Genomic DNA, 17,860 nt, shown 5'->3' with positions numbered 1-17,860 from the left:
CTATCGTCTTGCACATCGCCTCCACGGCGTGATCCACGCCTTCGCAACGCCCTTCCAATGACTTTTTTCTCCGTACTCTGCGCGCTGATTCTTGAACAGTTCCGTGCGCTCAGCCGGGACAACCCGATCTACGACGTCGTACGCGCACTGGCCGCGCGGGCAGAAGAATGGTTCGACACGGGCCATCGTCGCGATGCCGTGCTCGCCTGGTGTGTGGTCACGCTGCCGGCCGTGGTGGTCGTGGCGCTGGTGCACTATCTGCTGTCGTCGATCAGCCTTGGGCTGGCGTTCCTGTGGAACGTGCTGATGGTCTATCTGACGCTTGGTTTCCGCCAGTTCAGCCACTACTTCACCGATATCCACGAGGCGCTGCGCAGCGATGACGTTGTCACTGCGCGCCTGCTCCTCAACGAATGGTCGGGGCAGGACACGACCGACATGCCTGTCAATGAGATCGTCCGCCATACGCTCGAATGCGCGATCGTGGCGGCGCATCGTCACGTGTTTGGCGTGTTCTTCTGGTTCCTGGTGCCGATCGGCCCCGCGGGTGTGGTGTTGTACCGCGGCGCCGAATACCTCGCTCGCCACTGGAGCGATACGTCGACGGAGCGCAGCCCCGCGCTTGGTCTCTTTGCCCGTCAGGCATTTTTCGTCATCGACTACTTCCCCGCGCGCCTGACTGCGATCGGCTTCTCCATCGTCGGTAACTTTGAAGATGCCGTATACGCGTGGCGCAACCGCGCTGCCAAGTGGAACGACGAAGTGAATGGCATCCTGCTGGCGGCCGGCGGTGGTGCACTGGGCGTGCGCCTTGGCACGCCCATTCCGCAACGCGATTCGGTCGATAGCATTGCCGACGAGGACGGCGCCTATCCAATGGAAGTGGGGCAGGAGCCGAACGTACGCACGCTGCAGTCAGCTGTGGGACTGGTGTGGCGCGCGGTGGTGCTGTGGATGCTGCTGCTGGCGATGCTGTCGATTGCCGTGTGGTTGGGCTGATGCGGCTGTCACCTAGCCGCTGAACGATCAATCAGGCCGCATCCTCGCGGTCTTTGCCGCAGCGCCAGCACTGGGCGAACTGCGGCTCGTGGCTCTCTCCGCAATGCACGCAACGCCATGCCGGACCGGTCGGCGGATGCTGCGCTTGATCGATCAGCGCTCGGGCCTGCGCTTCCTGCGCCGGGTTCACGAGCCACACTTGCGCTGCGCAGTCCTGCGGCGGAACGTCACCCGCTACGCTGCTCAGGTAAATGTTGCGCAGCTCGGTGCGGATGCCGGCGGCAGACAGCACGTTTTGCCAGTGTGCTGCCATGCCGAGCGATGAACTGCTGATCAGCAACTTCATCTCAGCCTCCCCGAACGTGTTACGAAGCCGCTACCAAGGCTTCTGTTGCTCCGATTCGTGCAGCAGTTGCGCGTAAAGCTGGTGCCGCCGTGGATCGATCTTGCCTTCGGTAATCGCACCCAGAATGCCACAGCCGGGTTCTTGCAGGTGTCGGCAGTTATAAAAGCGGCACTCGGTCAGGCGGGGGCGGAATTCGGGAAAGGCGCGTTCCAACATGCCTTCGCTCAGGTGATGCAGGCCGAATTCCTGGAAGCCCGGCGAGTCGATCAGCACGCCGCCCTGGCCCCATTCAGCGGGTAGGTGATAGAGCCGCGTGAACGTGGTCGTATGCTTGCCGGAATCCAGCTTCTCGGATATCTCCCGCGTTTGCGCGTCCACGCCCGGAATCAGCAGATTCAGCAGCGATGATTTGCCCATGCCCGACTGTCCGATCAGGATCGAAGCGCGCGCAGCCACGTGCGGTTCGAGCGCGGCGTGCGCGGCGTCTGGCGCGCCATGCACGGTCAATTCCACGATCGTGTAGCCCAGCTCTCGGTAGAGGGCCAAGCGCGAGCGCGCCGTCTCCAACCGCGCGGTCAGGTCGATCTTGTTGAGCAGGATCAGAGGGGTGATCCCGAGGGACTCTGCCGCGACAAGCGCGCGGCCGAGCAGGTCTTCCGAAAAGCTCGGCTCGGTGCCGAGCATGATGATGATCTGATCCAGGTTCGCTGCCAGCACCTTCGATTTGAACTGGTCTGAGCGGTGGAGCAGGTTACGGCGCTCGTCCACGCGCACGACGACGCCCTGGTCGACGGCGGTGGCTTCATAGACCACGCGATCGCCGACAGCGCATTCGCTGCGCTTGCCGCGCGGGAAGCATTGCAGGAAACCGCCGCCTTCGCGTTCTACCAGGTAATGGCGCCCGTGTGCGGCGATGACGAGCCCGTGTTCGCCAGTGGCGGCCTGCTTATGGGCGCGGCCCTGTTTGCCGCGCGTCATGCCGTGCGGGCCTGTACAAGGCGCTCCACACGCTGCGATGCAGTGGGGTGCGAATAGTAGAACGTTGAGTAGACCGGGTCCGGGGTGAGCGTCGATGCGTTGTCCTGGAACAGCTTGACCAGCGCCGAGACGAGTTGATTGGCATCGGAGTGCTCGGCGGCGAAGGCATCTGCTTCGTATTCGTCCTTGCGCGATGACAGGCTCGCCAGCGGCGAGACGAAGAACGTGAATACCGGCAGCATCAGGAAAAACAGCATCAGTGCCAGCGCGTGGTTGTCGGAGAACAGGTTCGGCGCGACGCCTAGGCCCAGGTAGAACCACGTGCGCGTCATGAGCCAGCCGAGCAGCGCCAGTGCACCGAGGCTCAGAACGAACGTCACGGCGATGCGCTTGGTGATGTGGTGGCGCTTGAAATGGCCCAGCTCATGCGCGAGCACGGCTTCCATTTCGGACGGATTCAGGCGGGCGAGCAGCGTGTCGAAGAAGACGATGCGCTTGGTTGCTCCAAAGCCGCTGAAGTAAGCATTGCCGTGGGCGCTGCGGCGGCTGCCATCCATCACGAACAGGCCCTTGCTGGCGAAGCCGCAGCGCTTGAGCAGGCTTTCGATGCGCGAGCGCATTTCCTCGTCCTGCAGCGGGGTGAACTTGTTGTAGAGCGGTGCGATGACGTTTGGGTAGATCGCCTGAACAAACAGCATGAACGCCATCCATACGATCCAGGTGTAAAGCCACCAGTACGCGCCCATCTTGTCCATCAGCCAGAGCACCGCCAGCAGCAGCGGCAGGCCCAGCACGGTGCCGATGGCCAAGCCCTTGAGGTTGTCGGCCAACCATAGCTTGAACGTCATGCGGTTGAAGCCGAATCGTTCTTCCACGACAAACTGGCCATACAGCGAAAACGGCAACTCGATCACGCTGCTGATCGCGATGACCGATGCGATCAGCGCCACGCCATACGCATAACCGGGGCCAAACACGCCCAGCCATGCCTGGTTGATCCAGTTCAGCCCGCCGAGCAGCGTCAGGGCGATCAGCAGGGCGGCCTGAACCGGCACTTCCAGCATCGCCAGGCGGGTGCGAGCGATGGTGTAGTCCGCGGCCTTGCGGTGCATGTCCAGTGTGATCGACTCGGCGAACTGCGCAGGCACGGCATCGCGGTGACGCGCCACGTGACGGACTTGCCGCGCGGCTAGCCACAGGCGCGTGGCGGACATCAATACAAGGGCGATCAGGAAGACAGCGGTAAAGGCGGGCATGTGGGGAAACACCTATCAGATATGCGAAAATTATAGCCTTCAGTCATTTTCTCAAGGCCCTTGAGTGAGCACCCCAGTGAGTACCCCTGTTTCGTCCGTCGCATCCTCCTCGCCCGCCAACCGCGTTGCCGCCAAGAGCGATAACAACCTTGTCTGGCTCGACATGGAGATGACCGGCCTGAGCCCCGACAACGATCGCATCATCGAAGTGGCCGTGGTGGTGACGGATTCGGAGCTGAACATCCTGGCTGAAGGCCCAGTGCTGGTGATCCATCAGTCCGACGAGCTGCTCGACGGCATGGACGCGTGGAACAAGGGCACGCACGGCCGTTCGGGCCTGATCGACAAGGTCAAGGCGTCGACCACGACCGAAGCGGAAGCGGAAGCCGAACTGCTGGCGTTCCTCAAGAAGTGGGTGCCGAAGAGCAAGTCGCCGATGTGCGGTAACTCCATCTGCCAGGACCGCCGTTTCATGGCGCGCTACATGCCCAAGCTCGAGGAGTACTTCCACTACCGCAACCTGGACGTCTCCACGCTCAAGGAACTCTGCAAGCGCTGGCAACCGGCCATTGCCAAGGGCTTTACGAAGCACCAGCGGCACACGGCGTTCGCAGACATCATCGAGTCGATCGAAGAGCTGCGCTATTACCGCGAGCACTTCATCCGCGACGTGCCGCAAACGCCGGACGCTGAAGCGCTGGCGTCTTCGGTCGCCCCGTAAGCGTTAAACCTGCAGCGGTTTTACACGTACAGCGTGCTTGGGCCGCCAGGCCTTGACCACGCTGTCGTGCGTCTCGACATACGGGCCGCCGATCAGGTCAATGCAGTACGGCACAGCCGCAAAGATGCCCGGCACCGTGGCGCGGCCTTCCACATCCTTCAAACCTTCCAGCGTTTCCTTGATGGCGCGCGGCTGCCCGGGCAGGTTGATGATCAGCGTGGCGCGCGACGGCGTTTCGCGGATCACCGCTACCTGACGCGACAGAATCGCCGTCGGAACGAAATGCAGGCTGATCTGGCGCATCTGCTCGCCAAAACCCGGCATTTCCTTCGTGGCGACAGCCCGCGTGGCCTCGGGCGTCACGTCGCGGCGCGTCGGGCCAGTGCCGCCCGTGGTGAGCACCAGATCGCAGCCGGCATGGTCGACGAGGTCGATCAGTGTTTCGGCAATCGCCGCTTGTTCGTCCGGAATCAGCCGCTCCACCCCTTGCCACGGCGACGATAGCGCGGCGCCAAACCAGTCCCGCAGCGCGGGAATCCCTTCATCCTGGTACGTGCCGGCCGAGGCGCGGTCTGAGATCGACACAAAACCGACGATCAGTTCGTCGGCGTGGCGGCGGGTGATCGGCGCGGAGGGGGCAGGGGCTGTCATGCGTCGTCGCCTTCGGCTTCGGGTTGATCGGCGTCGTCTTCGTCGCGGTCATTGCCTGACAGGGCCTGCTTGACCATTTGGAACAGCTCGCGCGACGACTTGGGCGGCTTGGCCAACTGTGCTTCCTTGCGCGCATTGCGCACCAGCGTACGCAGCGCCTGCACGTCGGAATCCGGGTGCGCTGCAATGAACTCGGTAACGGCGTCGTCGCTGGCGATCAGGCGGTCGCGCCAACGCTCGATGGCGTGCAGACGTGCGGTTTCCGCCTTGGAAGCGCCAACGAAGGTGGCCAGGACGCGGCGAATGGCTTCGACTTCCTCGTCGGTCAGGGCGCGCATCAGCTTGCCGATGTACTGCATCTGGCGGCGCTTGCCTTCATGGGCGGTGGTGCGTTTGGCTTCGCGCAGGGCGTCGAGCAGCTTTTCGGGCAGCGGCACCTTGGCGAGTTTGTCTTTGGGCAGCGCTTCCAAGGCGGTGCCCAGGTCTTGCAAGGCGTTCACCTCGCGCTTGCGCTGCGATTTGCTCTTGGGCGTATCCGGATCGTCCTCGTCACCGATGTCGGTGCGCACGACGGGTTGGAGATACGTGGGGTTGTGTCGGGATGCTCGGCTCATGGCGCGCATTGTATCTTGCTATGATGGGCGCTTTCGCCAGTTCTTGCCCGCTTTTGGCAAAATCCCGGCACCCGTTTCTCCCCTCCATTGCCTATGTCTCAAACGCCCGATTCCAAGACCGCCCCTGTGTTTGCCTACCGCCGCGAACAGCTCGAGGAGATGGCCACCGATGTGCTCCGCATTGCCCGCGAACTCGGCGCCTCCGATGCCGCAACGGAAATCTCCGAAGGCCAAGGCCTGTCGGTCACGGTGCGCAAGGGCGAGATCGAGACCATCGAGCAGAACCGCGACAAGATTGTTGGCGTGACGGTCATGCTCGGCAAGAAGCGTGGCAACGCCAGCACGTCGGACTTTTCGCCGGCGGCACTGCGGTCCACCGTCGAGGCTGCCTACAACATTGCGCGCTTCACCGCCGACGATGATTGCGCCGGTTTGGCAGAAGAAGAACTGCTGGAGAAGCACCCGCAAGACCTGCAGCTCTATCACCCGTGGATGATTGACGCCGAAGCTGCCGTGGAGATCGCACGCGCCGCTGAAGCCGCTGCCTTTGCCGTAAGCCCGAAGATCCGCAACAGCGATGGCTCGAGCATCTCGGCCCAGCATTCGCACTTCGTCTTGGCCACGTCGCGCGGTTTCATGGCAGGCTACCCGTATTCGCGTCACTTCATTTCGGCTGCGCCGATCGCCGGTTCGGGCGCGCATATGCAGCGCGACGATTGGTATTCATCCAAACGCTCGCCGGACGATCTGGCCGCACCGGAAGCGATCGGCAAGTACGCGGCGGAACGTGCGCTGGCGCGTTTGTCCGCGCGCCGGCTGACAACGCGCAAGTGCCCCGTGTTGTTCGAGGCGCCGCTGGCTGCAGGTTTGCTGGGCGCCTTTGTGCAGGCGGTGTCGGGCGGCGCGTTGTATCGCAAGTCGACGTTCCTGCTCGATACGCTGGGCAAGGAAGTTTTCGCGCCGCATGTGCAGATCACGGAAGACCCTCACGTCCTCAACGGCATGGGCAGCGCGCCGTTCGACGAGGAAGGCGTGCGCACGCAGCGCCGCGATGTGGTGAAGAACGGCGTGGTGGAGGGCTACTTCCTGTCGACGTATTCCGCGCGCAAGCTCGGCATGCAAACCACGGGCAACGCCGGCGGCTCGCACAACCTGACGCTGTTCTCCAACAAGACCACGCCAGAAGACGACTTTGCCGGCATGCTGCGCCGCATGGGCACGGGCCTATTGGTAACCGAGCTGATGGGCCAAGGGGTGAACTACGTGACGGGTGATTACTCGCGCGGCGCGTCAGGCTACTGGGTTGAAAATGGCGTGATTCAGTACCCGGTGGAAGAAATTACGATTGCCGGCAACCTGGGTGAGATGTTCCGCCAGATTGTCGCCATCGGTGCCGATGCGCTGGTACGCGGTACGAAGGAAACCGGCTCGATCCTGATCGAGCAGATGACGATTGCTGGCGAATAAATCGCCACCGCCGAAATGAAAAACGCGCTCGGAACTGAGCGCGTTTTTTATTGCCTGTCGCCAGTTACTGCTCGTTCGATGGCGGGCGTTCGTAGGTAACGAACGCGTAGTCGAAATCATTGGGTGCCGCCGCGTGGTGCGTCTCGCGTGCGACTTCGTGCCAGAGCTTGGGGTCGGGCGCGGGAAAGTATGCATCGCCTTCGAAATCGGCGTCGATTTCCGTGACGATCAGGCGGTCTGCGCTCGGGAGGGCATCCGCATACAGTTGCGCGCCACCGATCAGGAAGATCTGCTCGGCGCCGACGCACAGGCGCTGCGCATCTTCCATCGAAAATGCGATCTCGCAGCCCGACAGTTCGAGCTTGGCATTGCGCGTGACGACAATGTTGCGTCGGCCCGGCAGCGGGCGGCCGATCGAATCGTACGTCTTGCGGCCCATCACGATGGGCGCGCCCATTGTGGTGCGCTTGAAGTGCGCGAGATCTTCGGGAAGCCGCCAGGGCAGGGTGTTGTTGCGGCCAATCACGCCGTTACGGGCGCGGGCGACGATGAGCGTCAGGATGGTCATACGGTTACACGGCCACCGGTGCTTTGATCGCAGCGTGGCTCTGATAGCCGACGATCTCAAAGTCTTCGTATTGGTAGTCGAAGATGCTTTCAGGCTTGCGCTTGATATGCAGTTTCGGCAACGGCAGCGGTTCACGCGCGAGCTGCGTTTCGACTTGTTCGAAGTGGTTGTTATAGAGGTGGCAATCGCCACCGGTCCAGACGAAATCGCCCACATCGAGGTCAGTCTGCTGCGCAACCATATGCACGAGCAGCGCGTAGCTGGCAATGTTGAACGGCACGCCAAGGAAGATATCGGCGCTGCGCTGGTAGAGCTGGCACGACAGCTTGCCGTCAGCCACATAGAACTGGAAGAACGCGTGGCAGGGCGGCAGCTTCATGCGCGGGATGTCGGCCACGTTCCAGGCGGAGACAATCAGCCGGCGCGAATCGGGGTTGCGCTTGATCTGCGCGATCAGCTCGGCGATCTGGTCGATGTGTTCGCCGTTGGGCGTCGGCCACGAGCGCCACTGGGAGCCGTACACGGGGCCCAGCTCGCCGTCGGCGTCAGCCCATTCGTCCCAGATCGTCACGCCGTTGTCTTGCAGCCACCGCACGTTGGTCGAGCCCTGGAGGAACCACAGCAGTTCATAGACGATGGACTTGATGTGGACCTTCTTGGTGGTCACCAGCGGAAAGCCATCCTGCAGGTTGAAGCGCATCTGGTGGCCGAACACGGATCGCGTGCCGGTGCCGGTGCGGTCGGCTTTGTCGGTGCCATGTTCGTAGACATGGCGCATCAGGTCAAGATAAGGCTTCATGCGAGCGCGGGCGAAGAGGCGAGGGCGTCGGATATCGGGTGAGCCACATTGTAACGTGAGCGGCGCGGCGTCGACTGTACCGGCAGTGTCTGGAAACTGGCCCGGTCGGACGGGCGGCACGGTCGGGTCGATAAAGCGCAGAATTGTCGATGTTGCCTGGTAGGCAAGGCTGGCAAGATCGCGACATCGCTTTCAACTGTCTGCTGGAGAAACAGCGTGTCGTCCATAGCTACCTCCGCTTCGGCCACCCGTGCCGCCGAATTGCGCCATTTGCGCGCAGCCGCCGAATTGGTCCATGCGGTGATTCCCCCGACCCCGCAGTATTGTTGGCCGCTTCTGGCGCAAGCCGTGGGGGCGGTGGTGTGGGTTAAGCATGAAAACCACACCGAAGTGGGCGCGTTCAAGGTGCGAGGCGGGCTGACTTATCTGTATGCCTTGCGCCAACGTGAGCCGGACGTGCTTGGTGTGATTGCGGCGACGCGCGGCAATCATGGTCAGTCGATTGCATTGGCGGCGCGCCGCAATGGCCTGGCCGTCACCATCGTCGTGCCGCACGGCAATAGCGTGGAGAAGAACGCCGCCATGCGCGCACTTGGCGCAGAGCTCATTGAAGCGGGCGATGACTTCCAGGCGAGCCGCGAGTTCGCCGATCAATTAGCCGGTGACCGTGGCTTGCACTTTGTGCCCTCGTATCACGACGATCTGGTCGTCGGGGTGGCGAGCTACTGGCTGGAGTTTCTTGAGGCCACGCCGCTGGATGTGGTCTACGTGCCGATCGGCATGGGTTCGGGGATTTGCGCGGCGGTGCGGGCCCGTGATGCGTTGGGGCTGTCGACACGCATTGTCGGCGTTGTGTCAGCACATGCCCGGTGCTACGAGCAGTCGTTTGCAAGCGGTACCGTGGTGTCGGCGCCGGTGTCGACGCTGCTGGCCGACGGGCTGGCGTGCCGCACGCCGGACGCGAACGCGCTTGAGGTGATCCGAGCCGGCGTCGAAGAGATCATTGCGGTGACGGATGACGAAGTGGCGGAGGCCATTCGCCTGTACTTTTCCACCACGCACAACGTGGCGGAGGGCGCCGCGGCCGCAGCCCTTGCGGGTGCATGGCAGCAGCGGGAGCGGATTGTTGGCCAGCGCATCGGCCTGCCGCTGACCGGCGGCAACATTGATCGCGCCAAGCTGGCGCGTGTGCTCGCCGGTCAGCCCATCCTGGCTTAGTTTAGGCGGGTTGTTGGCGGCGACGTTGGACCAGCCAACCTCCGCCCAGCACCACCAGGAACACCACCACATACACTGCCCACTTGAGCGGCGGCTGTGGGGCAAAGAACGCCTTGAGAACCGGTTCGGCCACGATCATGTGCGCGGCCGTATAAGCCAGCACAGCGGCGCCGCCGTAGATGATGACCGGGAAGCGTTCGATCAGGCGCAGTACCACGCCGCTACCCCACACGACGACCGGCACGCTGATCAACAGACCCAGCACCACCAGCAGGAAGCTGCCATGCGATGCACCGGCAATGGCGAGCACGTTGTCGATGCCCATCACTGCATCGGCGATGATGATGGTCTTCATGGCGCCGATCAGCGTGGTGCTGCCCGCGCCGTGTTCATCGCCGCCTTGGCCGTCGTCGGCCAGAAGCTTCCACGCGATCCACACCAGCGCCAGACCGCCCACCAGCATCAGGCCCGGAATCTTCAGCAGCCATACCACCGCCAGCGTCATGAGCGCGCGCACGACTATGGCGCCCGCGGCGCCCCACATGATGGCCTTCTTCTGCAACTCGGGCGGCAGGTTGCGCGCTGCCAGCGCGATGAGGATGGCGTTATCGCCCGCAAGCACAAGGTCGATCACGATGATCGATGCCAGCGCGGCAGCAAACTGCATGGTGAAGATGTCAGACAACCATTCCATGGTGGCTCCAAGTCAAACAACAATAAAAATCGGTTGACCGAACTGCATGGAGTGCTGGGGCGAGACGCTTTGCAGACCATGAAATCCGGTTGCAAAGGTCTTGCTCGACACGAACAGGTTGGGAACCCTGCTGGTGCCGGCACGACCGGAAGCGTGTGCTTCGTCATGACGATCGTGCCTGGGGCTGAAGAACCCCCGAGCTACTCCCCTTTGAGGAAGCCCGCATTATATCGCGGCGGGCGGATTGTGCGCTGCAAAAACGCAACATCGGCCTACCAGCACGGTGTGCGTGATTTTTTCAGCGGCGCGGGTGATTTTTACGATTGGCGCGATGCCGTGTTGTGGCGGCCTCCGGCGAAAGAACGGTGGCGCTGTCACAAAGCGGCGTCTACGCTGCAATTTCATCCGTGCGCCATCAGCGTGCGGTGATGGCATAGGCGCGATGGCACATTTCTCGCTGTCAATGGCCCTCATGACCATGCAGCACCGTGCCGTTCCACCCACAACGGGAGACACCATGCAGGCCACCAAGCCGTCCGCCGATGCCTATGCCCGCCGCGCGCTGGCCCGTCTGATTCAGCCGCAGCCTACGGTTGACGCCGTTGGCGCGGGCCTGACTTTCTACCAGCTCTTTACGGAAGACGATGCCGCGTTGCGTTCCGAGGCGGAAGCCGGCCTGCTCTCACGCCCGGCCAGTATCAGCCCGAAGTTCTTCTACGATGCCCTCGGCTCGCGTCTATTCGAAGCGATTACCGACTTGCCTGAGTATTACCCGACCCGCACCGAAGCCGCTATCTTCAGCCTGCACGCGGCCGAGATCGCGATGCGCGTGGGCCGCGGCGCCACGTTGATCGACCTGGGCGCCGGCAATTGCGAAAAGGCTGCACGGCTGTTCCGCACGCTCGCGCCGTCGCGTTATGTGGCGATCGACATCTCGGCGGATTTTCTGCGCGATACGCTGCGGGGGCTTGCGCGTCAGCATCCGCAATTGCCGATGGTCGGCATTGGCGCCGACCTGTGTGCGCCGCTGGTGTTGCCCGATGCCGTTGGCGATGGGCGCCGCGTGTGGTTCTACCCCGGTTCGAGCCTTGGCAATTTCACGCCGGAAGAGGCGAGGGCATTTCTCTCACGCCTGCACGAGGCTTCCGCGCCTGGCGACAGCGTGCTGATCGGCATCGACCTTATCAAAGACGCCCAACGGCTCGAAGCCGCTTACGACGATCCGCTTGGTGTGACCGCGGCGTTCAACCTGAACGTGCTGTGCAACCTGAATCGCCTCCTGGGCGCAAATTTCGACGTGCGGGATTGGCGCCATGTCGCGCTGTACCGCGCGGAGGCGCATCGCGTTGAGATGCACCTGGAAGCACTCCGCGATGTAACGGTGCAATGGGGCAAGCAGGCGCGTACCTTCGCCGCCGGCGAACGCGTGCACACCGAGAACTCCGTCAAATACGACCTGCCGAGTCTGCAAGCGATGTTTGCCGATGCCGGTTTCGAAGATCTGCATGCCTGGACCGACGCCGGCAGCGACTTTGCCGTCTGTCACGCGAGCGTAGGCCGTTAGACGGGGGCGGCGGAACGCCAAGCAGGCCGGTGCGATAATGGATCGATCCCCGCCCGAGGTTTGCCGCGATGGCTGAATTCTTCATGCTCCCCGATCCGACCTTCATCGGATCGCTTCCCGACTGGACCGACGGCCGCCGCTTGCCGCGCCAGGGCATCGCGCACAGCCTGGTCGACGCCCGCAATCGCACGCTGGCGTTGTTGTCGGCGTTTGGCGATACGCAGCGCGGCTGGCAGATTGAACGCGTGGAGCATCATGCCCCACCGCTCTGGACGCTGGGCCAACTGGCCTGGTTTGCAGAGTTCTGGTGCCTGCGCGAGCCGCGTCGCAACGGCAGCGATACCATCGAGGACGGCGCTGGCACCGAGTGGGATCTGGCGCTCTGGCAGGCCACGTTGCCCGCCGCGCTTGATGGCGCCGACACGTTCTTCGACATGGATCGCATGCCTCCAGAGGCATGCTGGGACCTGACGCTGCCCGGCATCGCCGCGATCAAGCAGTACGCGCATGGCGTGCTCGACCGCGTGCTACGCAAGCTCGCCACGCTGGGCACCGACGACGACGCGGCGCTGGAACCGTTCCGCTGGGCGGTGTTCCACGAAGACCTGCGCGCCGAACATCTGCACGGGCTGCTGCAGGTCCTAGGCCTGCAACCCGCTGGACAGCCTCCGCTGGCCGCCGTGGCCGTGCCGGCTGCGCAGACATTGTCGTTGCCCGGCGGCCGTTTCCAGATGGGCTGGCCAGACGCCGACGGTTTCTTCTTCGACAATGAGTGTCCGCCGTACCGCACGTATGTGCCCGCGTTCGAGATCGATGCGCAGCCGGTTACGAATGGCCAATACCTGGAGTTCATCGAAGACCGTGGTTACGATCATCCGCAGTGGTGGTCGCCGGCCGGCATGGAGTGGCTGATGATGCAGGAGCGTTCGGCGCCGCTCGGTTGGCAGCGCGATCCCGCCACGCGTACCTGGCAGGCACTGCGCTACGGTCAGGCGCGTACGATCAACCGCGATGAAGCGGTGCGCCATGTGAGCCTGTACGAAGCCCAGGCGTGGTGCCGCTGGGCCGGCCGTCGCTTACCGACTGAAGACGAATGGGAGATGGCCGCGGTGCAGGGTAGGGCCGGCTTTCATTGGGGGCAGGTATGGGAGTGGACGTCGTCGCCGTTCGAGCCGTATCCGGATTTCGTACCGGGCATGCCGCGCGGCCGGGTGGCGAGCCTGTCGGCACCGCATTTCATGACGATGCAGGCCGTACGAGGCGCTGCCGTACATACGCCGCAGCGCACGCGTCACCCGCGTTTCCGGGGCTTCCTGCTGCCGGAACGCGATGACGTTTTTGTCGGCTTCCGGACCTGCGCGCTTTGACGAGCGCAACCCTCGCTTCGGCGAGGGTTTTTGTTGCCTGCGGCGCTCACACAACAAGTCGCGCGATGAGCATCAGAAAAAGCCTCGCAGGTGTCTTCTTGTAAGTCCAACTGCGATTAACCGGCGTTGCCCAAGAAGCAAAAACCCCACGCTGTTAGACGTGGGGTTTTTTGTTGGTTGCCCGCTAAGGCCATCCAGAGGAGATGGCCCTTTATCGATCAACGATCGAAATCGCGCGGACGGCCCTTGCTGCCGTAGCTGTCGCGGTTGCCATAGCTGCGACGCTGCGCGCCGTTGCCACCGTCGCCGAAGCGGCTGGCGCCGTTGTTGTCGCCGAAGCGACGCGGGGCGCCTTCACGGTTGCCATCGCGATTGCCATAACCGCCGCCGTTGCTGGTGCCCGCGCTGTTGCCGTAGCTACGGTTGCCGTCTTGCGAGCCTTGCGTGCGTGCGGGTGCGGGACGTTGTTGCCAGTCGCCACGGTTTTGCTGGCCTTGGCCATACGACTGACGCGGGGCGCGGTCGTCGCGGTTCCATTCGCGTTGGGCGCCTTGGTAGCCGCCGCTGTTGCTGTTGCTGTTGCTGTTGCCGTTGCGATCATCTCGGCGCGGAGCAAAGCCGTCGCGGTCGCCGCCGAAGCTGCGTTGGAGGCGGCCTTCGCTGTTACCGCCATTGCCCCCGTTGCCGCCTTGGCGCGCGCCGAAGCCTTCACGCTGGCCGCGATAACCGCCGCCATTGCCACCGTTTCCACGGTAGCCGCCACGGTCGCCGCCGGCACGCGGGCCACCAGTGCGGGGCTTGGCCGAGCGCTTCGGCTCCAGGCCCTCGACAACCGATGCGTCGATGCGGCGATCAACGAAGCGCTCGATACGGCGCCATTGGAACGTGTCGTTGTGGTTCACCAGGTTGATGGCGATCCCGCTGCGGCCGGCACGGCCCGTACGGCCGATGCGATGCACGTAGTCTTCAGCTTGCTTGGGCAGGTCGAAGTTGACCACGTGCGTGATGTCCGGCACGTCAATGCCGCGGGCGGCCACGTCGGTGGCCACCAGCACGCGCAACTGACCGCGGCGCAGAGCCGTCAGCGTACGGTTACGCGCGCCCTGGTGCATGTCGCCATGCAAGGCGCCGGCGGAGAAACCGTGCTCGGTCAGGCGCTCGGCCAGCGAGTCGGCATCACGCTTGGTCGCCGTGAAGACGATGGCTTGCTTGAGCGACGCGTCGCGCAGCAGGTGATCCAGCAGCTGCTGCTTGTGCGACATGTCGTCGGTGAAGTGCAGGCGCTCTTCGATGTTGCTTTGGTCGATCTTCGCGGTGGCGATTTCGATACGCTGCGGCTCGCGCATCATGCGCTCGGCCAGTTGTTCGATGCGGCGGTCCATGGTGGCCGAGAACATCAGCATCTGGCGCGTGGCGGGCGTGGCGCCGACGATGGCTTCGATGTCATCCGAGAAGCCCATGTCCAGCATGCGGTCGGCTTCGTCAAAGACGAGCATGTTGAGTGCCGACAGGTCGATGCGGCCCGAGTCGATGTGGTCGAGCAGGCGGCCAGGCGTGGCGATGATGATGTCCGGCATGCGTGCCAGCATGTCCAACTGCTTCGGGTAGGGCATGCCGCCCAGGATGCTCGCGCAGACGATGCGGCGCAGATGGCGGCCGTATTGTGCGGTGGCGGTAGTCACTTGCAGGGCCAGTTCACGCGTGGGCGTGAGCACCAGCAGCGACGGCTTGGCAGGTGCCGGGCGGGGGCGGCGACCCTTCATGCGTTGCGGCGGGCCGTCCATGCGCGGACGCTGCGGCTCAGGCTGCTCGCTGATGCGCTGGATGGCCGGCAGAATGAATGCGGCGGTCTTGCCCGAACCGGTTTGGCTCGTGACCAGCAGGTCGCGGCCCAACAGGCAGGCCGGAATGGCTTGCGCTTGAACCGGCGTCGGGGTGATGTAGTTCACTTCGCCCAGCGCACGGACGATGCGGTCGTCCAAGCCCAGTGCAGCAAAGGCGCTAGCACGGGTCGCGGCTTCGGCGATGAGGTTTTCGGTATTGGTGTTGCTGGTTTCAGCGTGCGCAATAGCGCCGCTGCCGTCTTGAGGCTGCGTCATGTCGAATAGGTAGTAAGGCTGCCGCGCCGCTACATCAACGGATGCAGACAGCGGAAATGGGATACGGCGACCGGTTAATCACGGGCGTCGGCGCCAATCGGATAAGGCCGGTTCGACAGACGGGCTGCAGAACGGACAGGCGGGGGAATGGGCCGGCCTCAAGCTGAACAGGTCAGCGAGGTGGGGCGGCGGTCCCTTCGGCGTGATGTGAATCCACGCGGGAGATCGGAGACGATGCCAAGCACAATGGCAATCGGCTGCGCATGCATGCAACGGGCGGGGATTCGGACGATGCGCGCCGGTCTGAAACCAGCAAGCACATCGGCCAACCGCGGACCGAAAAATACGGCAGTAAGCAGCCAAGTCACGGACTATAGCACGAATTTTTGCAGTGCGCAAAAATGCTAGTGATATTGATGTATGTGCCGGCACCGACGCTTGCCGGATCGAGCGCGCGGCCTATACTTAAAAGACCGGCCATGCTCATAGCCGGAAAGGGGCGGATGATGGAATTCCCGATGGCCTTCTCCAACCTGTACCTGTTGCTCGCCGTTTGCGTTGCGGGTGTGATCGGACTGGCCTCTGCGCCGCTGGTGATCCGAGGTGCGCGAGTAGGGATTCGCGTGCTGCTGACGATTATCGGGGTGCTGATCGGGCTGCTCGTGCTCGAAGCGCTGCCGGTGCTGACCTAGATGGCCCGGGGCCATCCGCAGCCATAGGCCCGCCCGCGTGTGGCGGGCCTCGTTGTTTTGTGCGGGCAAAAAACAAAAGCCAGGCGTGTTGCCTGGCTTTGTCGCATCTGCTGGTCCCGCCGACAGGAATCGAACCTGTATCTCACGCTTAGGAGGCGCGTGCACTATCCATTGTGCTACGGCGAGTGACCGACTCCCGGGTGACGCCAACGGCCGCCCGAGCGAGCCGCGATTCTACGCAATTTGCAGAGCCAAGACCAGTGAGCCGCGGGAGCGCCAGGCTGCGTCGGCAGCAGTTACCGATGCCATGTGAAACGATGATGACGCCATGGGTTTTGTAGGTTGCCGCCCACAGTCAAGGCGTTCTTGTGATGGGGCAAACGCTAAAGCGAACGAACGATCGGTCAAAGAATCAGATTTAAGTATTACGAACTTTCCAGGGTTGTTCACGGAAGTTATGCTTTCTCACCTATTCCAGAACCCCCTAGGCGACCAACATGCTGACATCCGAAGAACGGGACGATCCGTGGACGGTGGAGCCGTCGCTGGAAAGCCTGCTTCCCAAGCATCGGCCCGGGACGATCGATCGACCGATCTATTTCCGTCACACCGATACCCCCGACGGCCACGTCATCAAGCAATTTCCTGACGGCTCACGCCAGCTCGTGCGCTTTGTCGGCCTGGAAGAGCAGGTCGTCAAGCACTTTCTCTGAAATCCGCTTCCCGCGCCGGCAAGCACCTCGGCACATGTCGTAAGACATGCTGTGTTGTGTTGCCTGACGATGCACTGAGGTGGTGAGCGCTCTATCATTCGCAAATATTTACGTAAGCGATTGATAAGTTCATGGGAAGTATGCAAGGGTTTGCACCCGCCACACCGCCGGCGCGCAACCATCATTCCAGACAGCGAGCCGTCGCTGCGCCGCCTGTCATCGACATGGTGGTGCCGTGGCCGGTGCGTGAATGGTCACCCGTGGTGACGTCTGATGAGGCGGCGGCCATACGGTCCGCGTTGGAGCGCGGTAATGTGCTGCATTTTCCGGCGCTCGATTTCCCACTGGATGCCCGGGAGCAGCGGTTTCTCGATGCGCGCTGGTCTGACGGCAAGACGAAGAACATCAACCTGCGCGCGAACGAATCCCGCGTGCGCGGCGCCGTCGGGCAGCCCGCCGATCTGGGCGATCTCGCTACCTTGATTCAGCGTTACGCCGATGCTGCCGAGCGCCTCGTGCTGACGCTGTTTCCCGACTACGCCCCGCATTTGAAGCGAGCCGGCACGTCGTTGCGGCCGGCCGAGATTGCCGGGCGGCCGGTCAGTTGGCGCAAGGACGACACGCGTCTGCACGTCGACGCATTCCCGTCGAACCCGCTGCACGGCCAGCGCCTCTTGCGTGTGTTCCACAATGTCGACCCGGATGCCTCGCGCGTTTGGCGCATCGGCGAACCCTTTGCCGACTTCGCCCAGCGGTTTGTGCCGAAAACGCGTGGGATGCTCCCGGGACAATCGTGGCTGATGCACAAGCTGCATATCACCAAGCGCCCACGCTCCGAATACGACCACCGCATGCTGCAGCTGCACGATCTCGCGAAGGCCGACCTGGTCTATCAGCGCGGGGCACCGCAACAGATGTTCGAATTTGCTCCGGGTGCGACTTGGGTGGTCTTCAGCGATCAGGCGCTGCATGCGGCGATGCGCGGCCGCGCGATGATGGAACAGACTTTCTATCTTGACCCAGCGGCCATTGCCGATCGCACCCATTCGCCCGAAGCTGTCCTGTCGCGCATGCTCAACAAGCCGATGCTGCCGGCCCAGCGCTGACTGCGCAA

Annotated in this window: 18 protein-coding genes and 1 tRNA gene; 9 read left to right on the top strand and 10 right to left on the bottom strand. The window is 63.2% G+C overall.

Annotated features, from left to right (window positions below):
• Nucleotides 1-57 precede the first annotated feature (57 nt).
• A complete protein-coding gene (locus BG83_RS0108110; protein WP_024976240.1) occupies nucleotides 58-999 on the top strand; it encodes a CobD/CbiB family protein in 942 nt (313 codons plus the stop codon).
• Between the two features lie 31 nt (nucleotides 1,000-1,030).
• On the opposite strand, the gene BG83_RS0108105 is transcribed toward BG83_RS0108110, so the two are convergent.
• Genes BG83_RS0108105 through BG83_RS0108095 form a run of 3 tightly spaced genes read right to left on the bottom strand, consistent with a single transcriptional unit; the run spans nucleotide 1,031 to nucleotide 3,579 of the window.
• The gene (locus BG83_RS0108105) at nucleotides 1,031-1,345 is read right to left on the bottom strand and encodes a hypothetical protein (protein WP_024976239.1); all 315 of its coding nucleotides are present in this window, start codon (nucleotides 1,343-1,345) and stop codon (nucleotides 1,031-1,033) included.
• Between the two features lie 30 nt (nucleotides 1,346-1,375).
• Nucleotides 1,376-2,323, bottom strand: coding sequence for a ribosome small subunit-dependent GTPase A (gene rsgA, locus BG83_RS0108100; protein WP_024976238.1), 948 nt, complete (start codon nucleotides 2,321-2,323; stop codon nucleotides 1,376-1,378).
• Entirely contained in the window at nucleotides 2,320-3,579 is a 1,260-nt protein-coding gene (locus tag BG83_RS0108095) for a M48 family metallopeptidase (RefSeq protein WP_024976237.1), read from the bottom strand. The genes rsgA and BG83_RS0108095 overlap by 4 nt, the downstream gene beginning before the upstream one ends.
• A 76-nt stretch (nucleotides 3,580-3,655) precedes the next feature.
• Here BG83_RS0108095 and orn point away from each other — a divergent pair, with 76 nt between their 5' ends.
• Nucleotides 3,656-4,300 carry an oligoribonuclease gene (gene orn / locus BG83_RS0108090; protein WP_419177593.1) on the top strand — a complete coding sequence of 215 codons (645 nt, stop codon included), beginning with the start codon at nucleotides 3,656-3,658 and terminating at the stop codon, nucleotides 4,298-4,300.
• Between the two features lie 3 nt (nucleotides 4,301-4,303).
• On the opposite strand, the gene mog is transcribed toward orn, so the two are convergent.
• Nucleotides 4,304-4,951 carry a molybdopterin adenylyltransferase gene (gene mog / locus BG83_RS0108085; protein ID WP_051541458.1) on the bottom strand — a complete coding sequence of 216 codons (648 nt, stop codon included), beginning with the start codon at nucleotides 4,949-4,951 and terminating at the stop codon, nucleotides 4,304-4,306.
• Nucleotides 4,948-5,565, bottom strand: coding sequence for a ribosome biogenesis factor YjgA (gene yjgA, locus BG83_RS0108080; RefSeq protein WP_275426884.1), 618 nt, complete (start codon nucleotides 5,563-5,565; stop codon nucleotides 4,948-4,950). The genes mog and yjgA overlap by 4 nt, the downstream gene beginning before the upstream one ends.
• Before the next feature lie 93 nt (nucleotides 5,566-5,658).
• On the opposite strand from yjgA, the gene pmbA reads away from it, so the two are divergent.
• On the top strand, nucleotides 5,659-7,032 hold the full coding sequence (pmbA, locus tag BG83_RS0108075) for a metalloprotease PmbA (protein WP_024976233.1): 1,374 nt from the start codon (nucleotides 5,659-5,661) through the stop codon (nucleotides 7,030-7,032).
• A gap of 64 nt (nucleotides 7,033-7,096) precedes the next feature.
• On the opposite strand, the gene BG83_RS0108070 is transcribed toward pmbA, so the two are convergent.
• Together BG83_RS0108070 and BG83_RS0108065 are read right to left on the bottom strand one after the other, a co-directional pair.
• Nucleotides 7,097-7,600, bottom strand: coding sequence for a dihydrofolate reductase (locus BG83_RS0108070; RefSeq protein ID WP_024976232.1), 504 nt, complete (start codon nucleotides 7,598-7,600; stop codon nucleotides 7,097-7,099).
• Nucleotides 7,601-7,604: 4 nt separating this feature from the next.
• A complete protein-coding gene (locus BG83_RS0108065; RefSeq protein WP_024976231.1) occupies nucleotides 7,605-8,399 on the bottom strand; it encodes a thymidylate synthase in 795 nt (264 codons plus the stop codon).
• Nucleotides 8,400-8,615: 216 nt separating this feature from the next.
• On the opposite strand from BG83_RS0108065, the gene BG83_RS0108060 reads away from it, so the two are divergent.
• Nucleotides 8,616-9,617 (top strand): threonine dehydratase, encoded by a 1,002-nt coding sequence (locus BG83_RS0108060; protein WP_024976230.1) that lies wholly within the window; start codon nucleotides 8,616-8,618, stop codon nucleotides 9,615-9,617.
• Between the two features lies 1 nt (nucleotide 9,618).
• Here BG83_RS0108060 and BG83_RS0108055 read toward each other — a convergent pair whose 3' ends face one another.
• Complete coding sequence (locus tag BG83_RS0108055) at nucleotides 9,619-10,311, bottom strand: TerC family protein (RefSeq protein ID WP_024976229.1); 693 nt, start codon at nucleotides 10,309-10,311, stop codon at nucleotides 9,619-9,621.
• A 517-nt stretch (nucleotides 10,312-10,828) separates the two neighbouring features.
• Between BG83_RS0108055 and egtD the strand changes: the two genes are divergently transcribed.
• Both egtD and BG83_RS0108045 read left to right on the top strand, forming a co-directional pair.
• Nucleotides 10,829-11,875, top strand: a complete 1,047-nt coding sequence (egtD, locus tag BG83_RS0108050) for an L-histidine N(alpha)-methyltransferase (RefSeq protein ID WP_024976228.1) — start codon at nucleotides 10,829-10,831, stop codon at nucleotides 11,873-11,875.
• A gap of 68 nt (nucleotides 11,876-11,943) precedes the next feature.
• Nucleotides 11,944-13,242: an ergothioneine biosynthesis protein EgtB gene (locus tag BG83_RS0108045; RefSeq protein WP_024976227.1), complete on the top strand. Its 1,299-nt coding sequence runs from the start codon at nucleotides 11,944-11,946 to the stop codon at nucleotides 13,240-13,242.
• Between the two features lie 218 nt (nucleotides 13,243-13,460).
• On the opposite strand, the gene BG83_RS0108040 is transcribed toward BG83_RS0108045, so the two are convergent.
• Entirely contained in the window at nucleotides 13,461-15,341 is a 1,881-nt protein-coding gene (locus BG83_RS0108040; RefSeq protein ID WP_024976226.1) for a DEAD/DEAH box helicase, read from the bottom strand.
• A gap of 503 nt (nucleotides 15,342-15,844) precedes the next feature.
• Here BG83_RS0108040 and BG83_RS0108035 point away from each other — a divergent pair.
• Entirely contained in the window at nucleotides 15,845-16,033 is a 189-nt protein-coding gene (locus BG83_RS0108035; RefSeq protein WP_012435166.1) for a hypothetical protein, read from the top strand.
• A 111-nt stretch (nucleotides 16,034-16,144) separates the two neighbouring features.
• Here BG83_RS0108035 and BG83_RS0108030 read toward each other — a convergent pair.
• Nucleotides 16,145-16,219, bottom strand: a tRNA-Arg gene (locus BG83_RS0108030).
• 311 nt (nucleotides 16,220-16,530) lie between these two features.
• Between BG83_RS0108030 and BG83_RS0108025 the strand changes: the two genes are divergently transcribed.
• The gene (locus tag BG83_RS0108025) at nucleotides 16,531-16,746 is read left to right on the top strand and encodes a hypothetical protein (protein ID WP_024976225.1); all 216 of its coding nucleotides are present in this window, start codon (nucleotides 16,531-16,533) and stop codon (nucleotides 16,744-16,746) included.
• 131 nt (nucleotides 16,747-16,877) lie between these two features.
• On the top strand, nucleotides 16,878-17,852 hold the full coding sequence (locus tag BG83_RS0108020) for a Kdo hydroxylase family protein (protein WP_024976224.1): 975 nt from the start codon (nucleotides 16,878-16,880) through the stop codon (nucleotides 17,850-17,852).
• Nucleotides 17,853-17,860: the final 8 nt, after the last annotated feature.

Origin of the sequence: Ralstonia pickettii (genome assembly GCF_000607165.1) — a bacterium.
In the GTDB taxonomy this organism is placed as follows: Bacteria; Pseudomonadota; Gammaproteobacteria; order Burkholderiales; family Burkholderiaceae; genus Ralstonia; species Ralstonia holmesii.
Note: the sequence above shows the minus strand (reverse complement) of the source record. Positions and strands in the feature narration are given on the sequence as shown.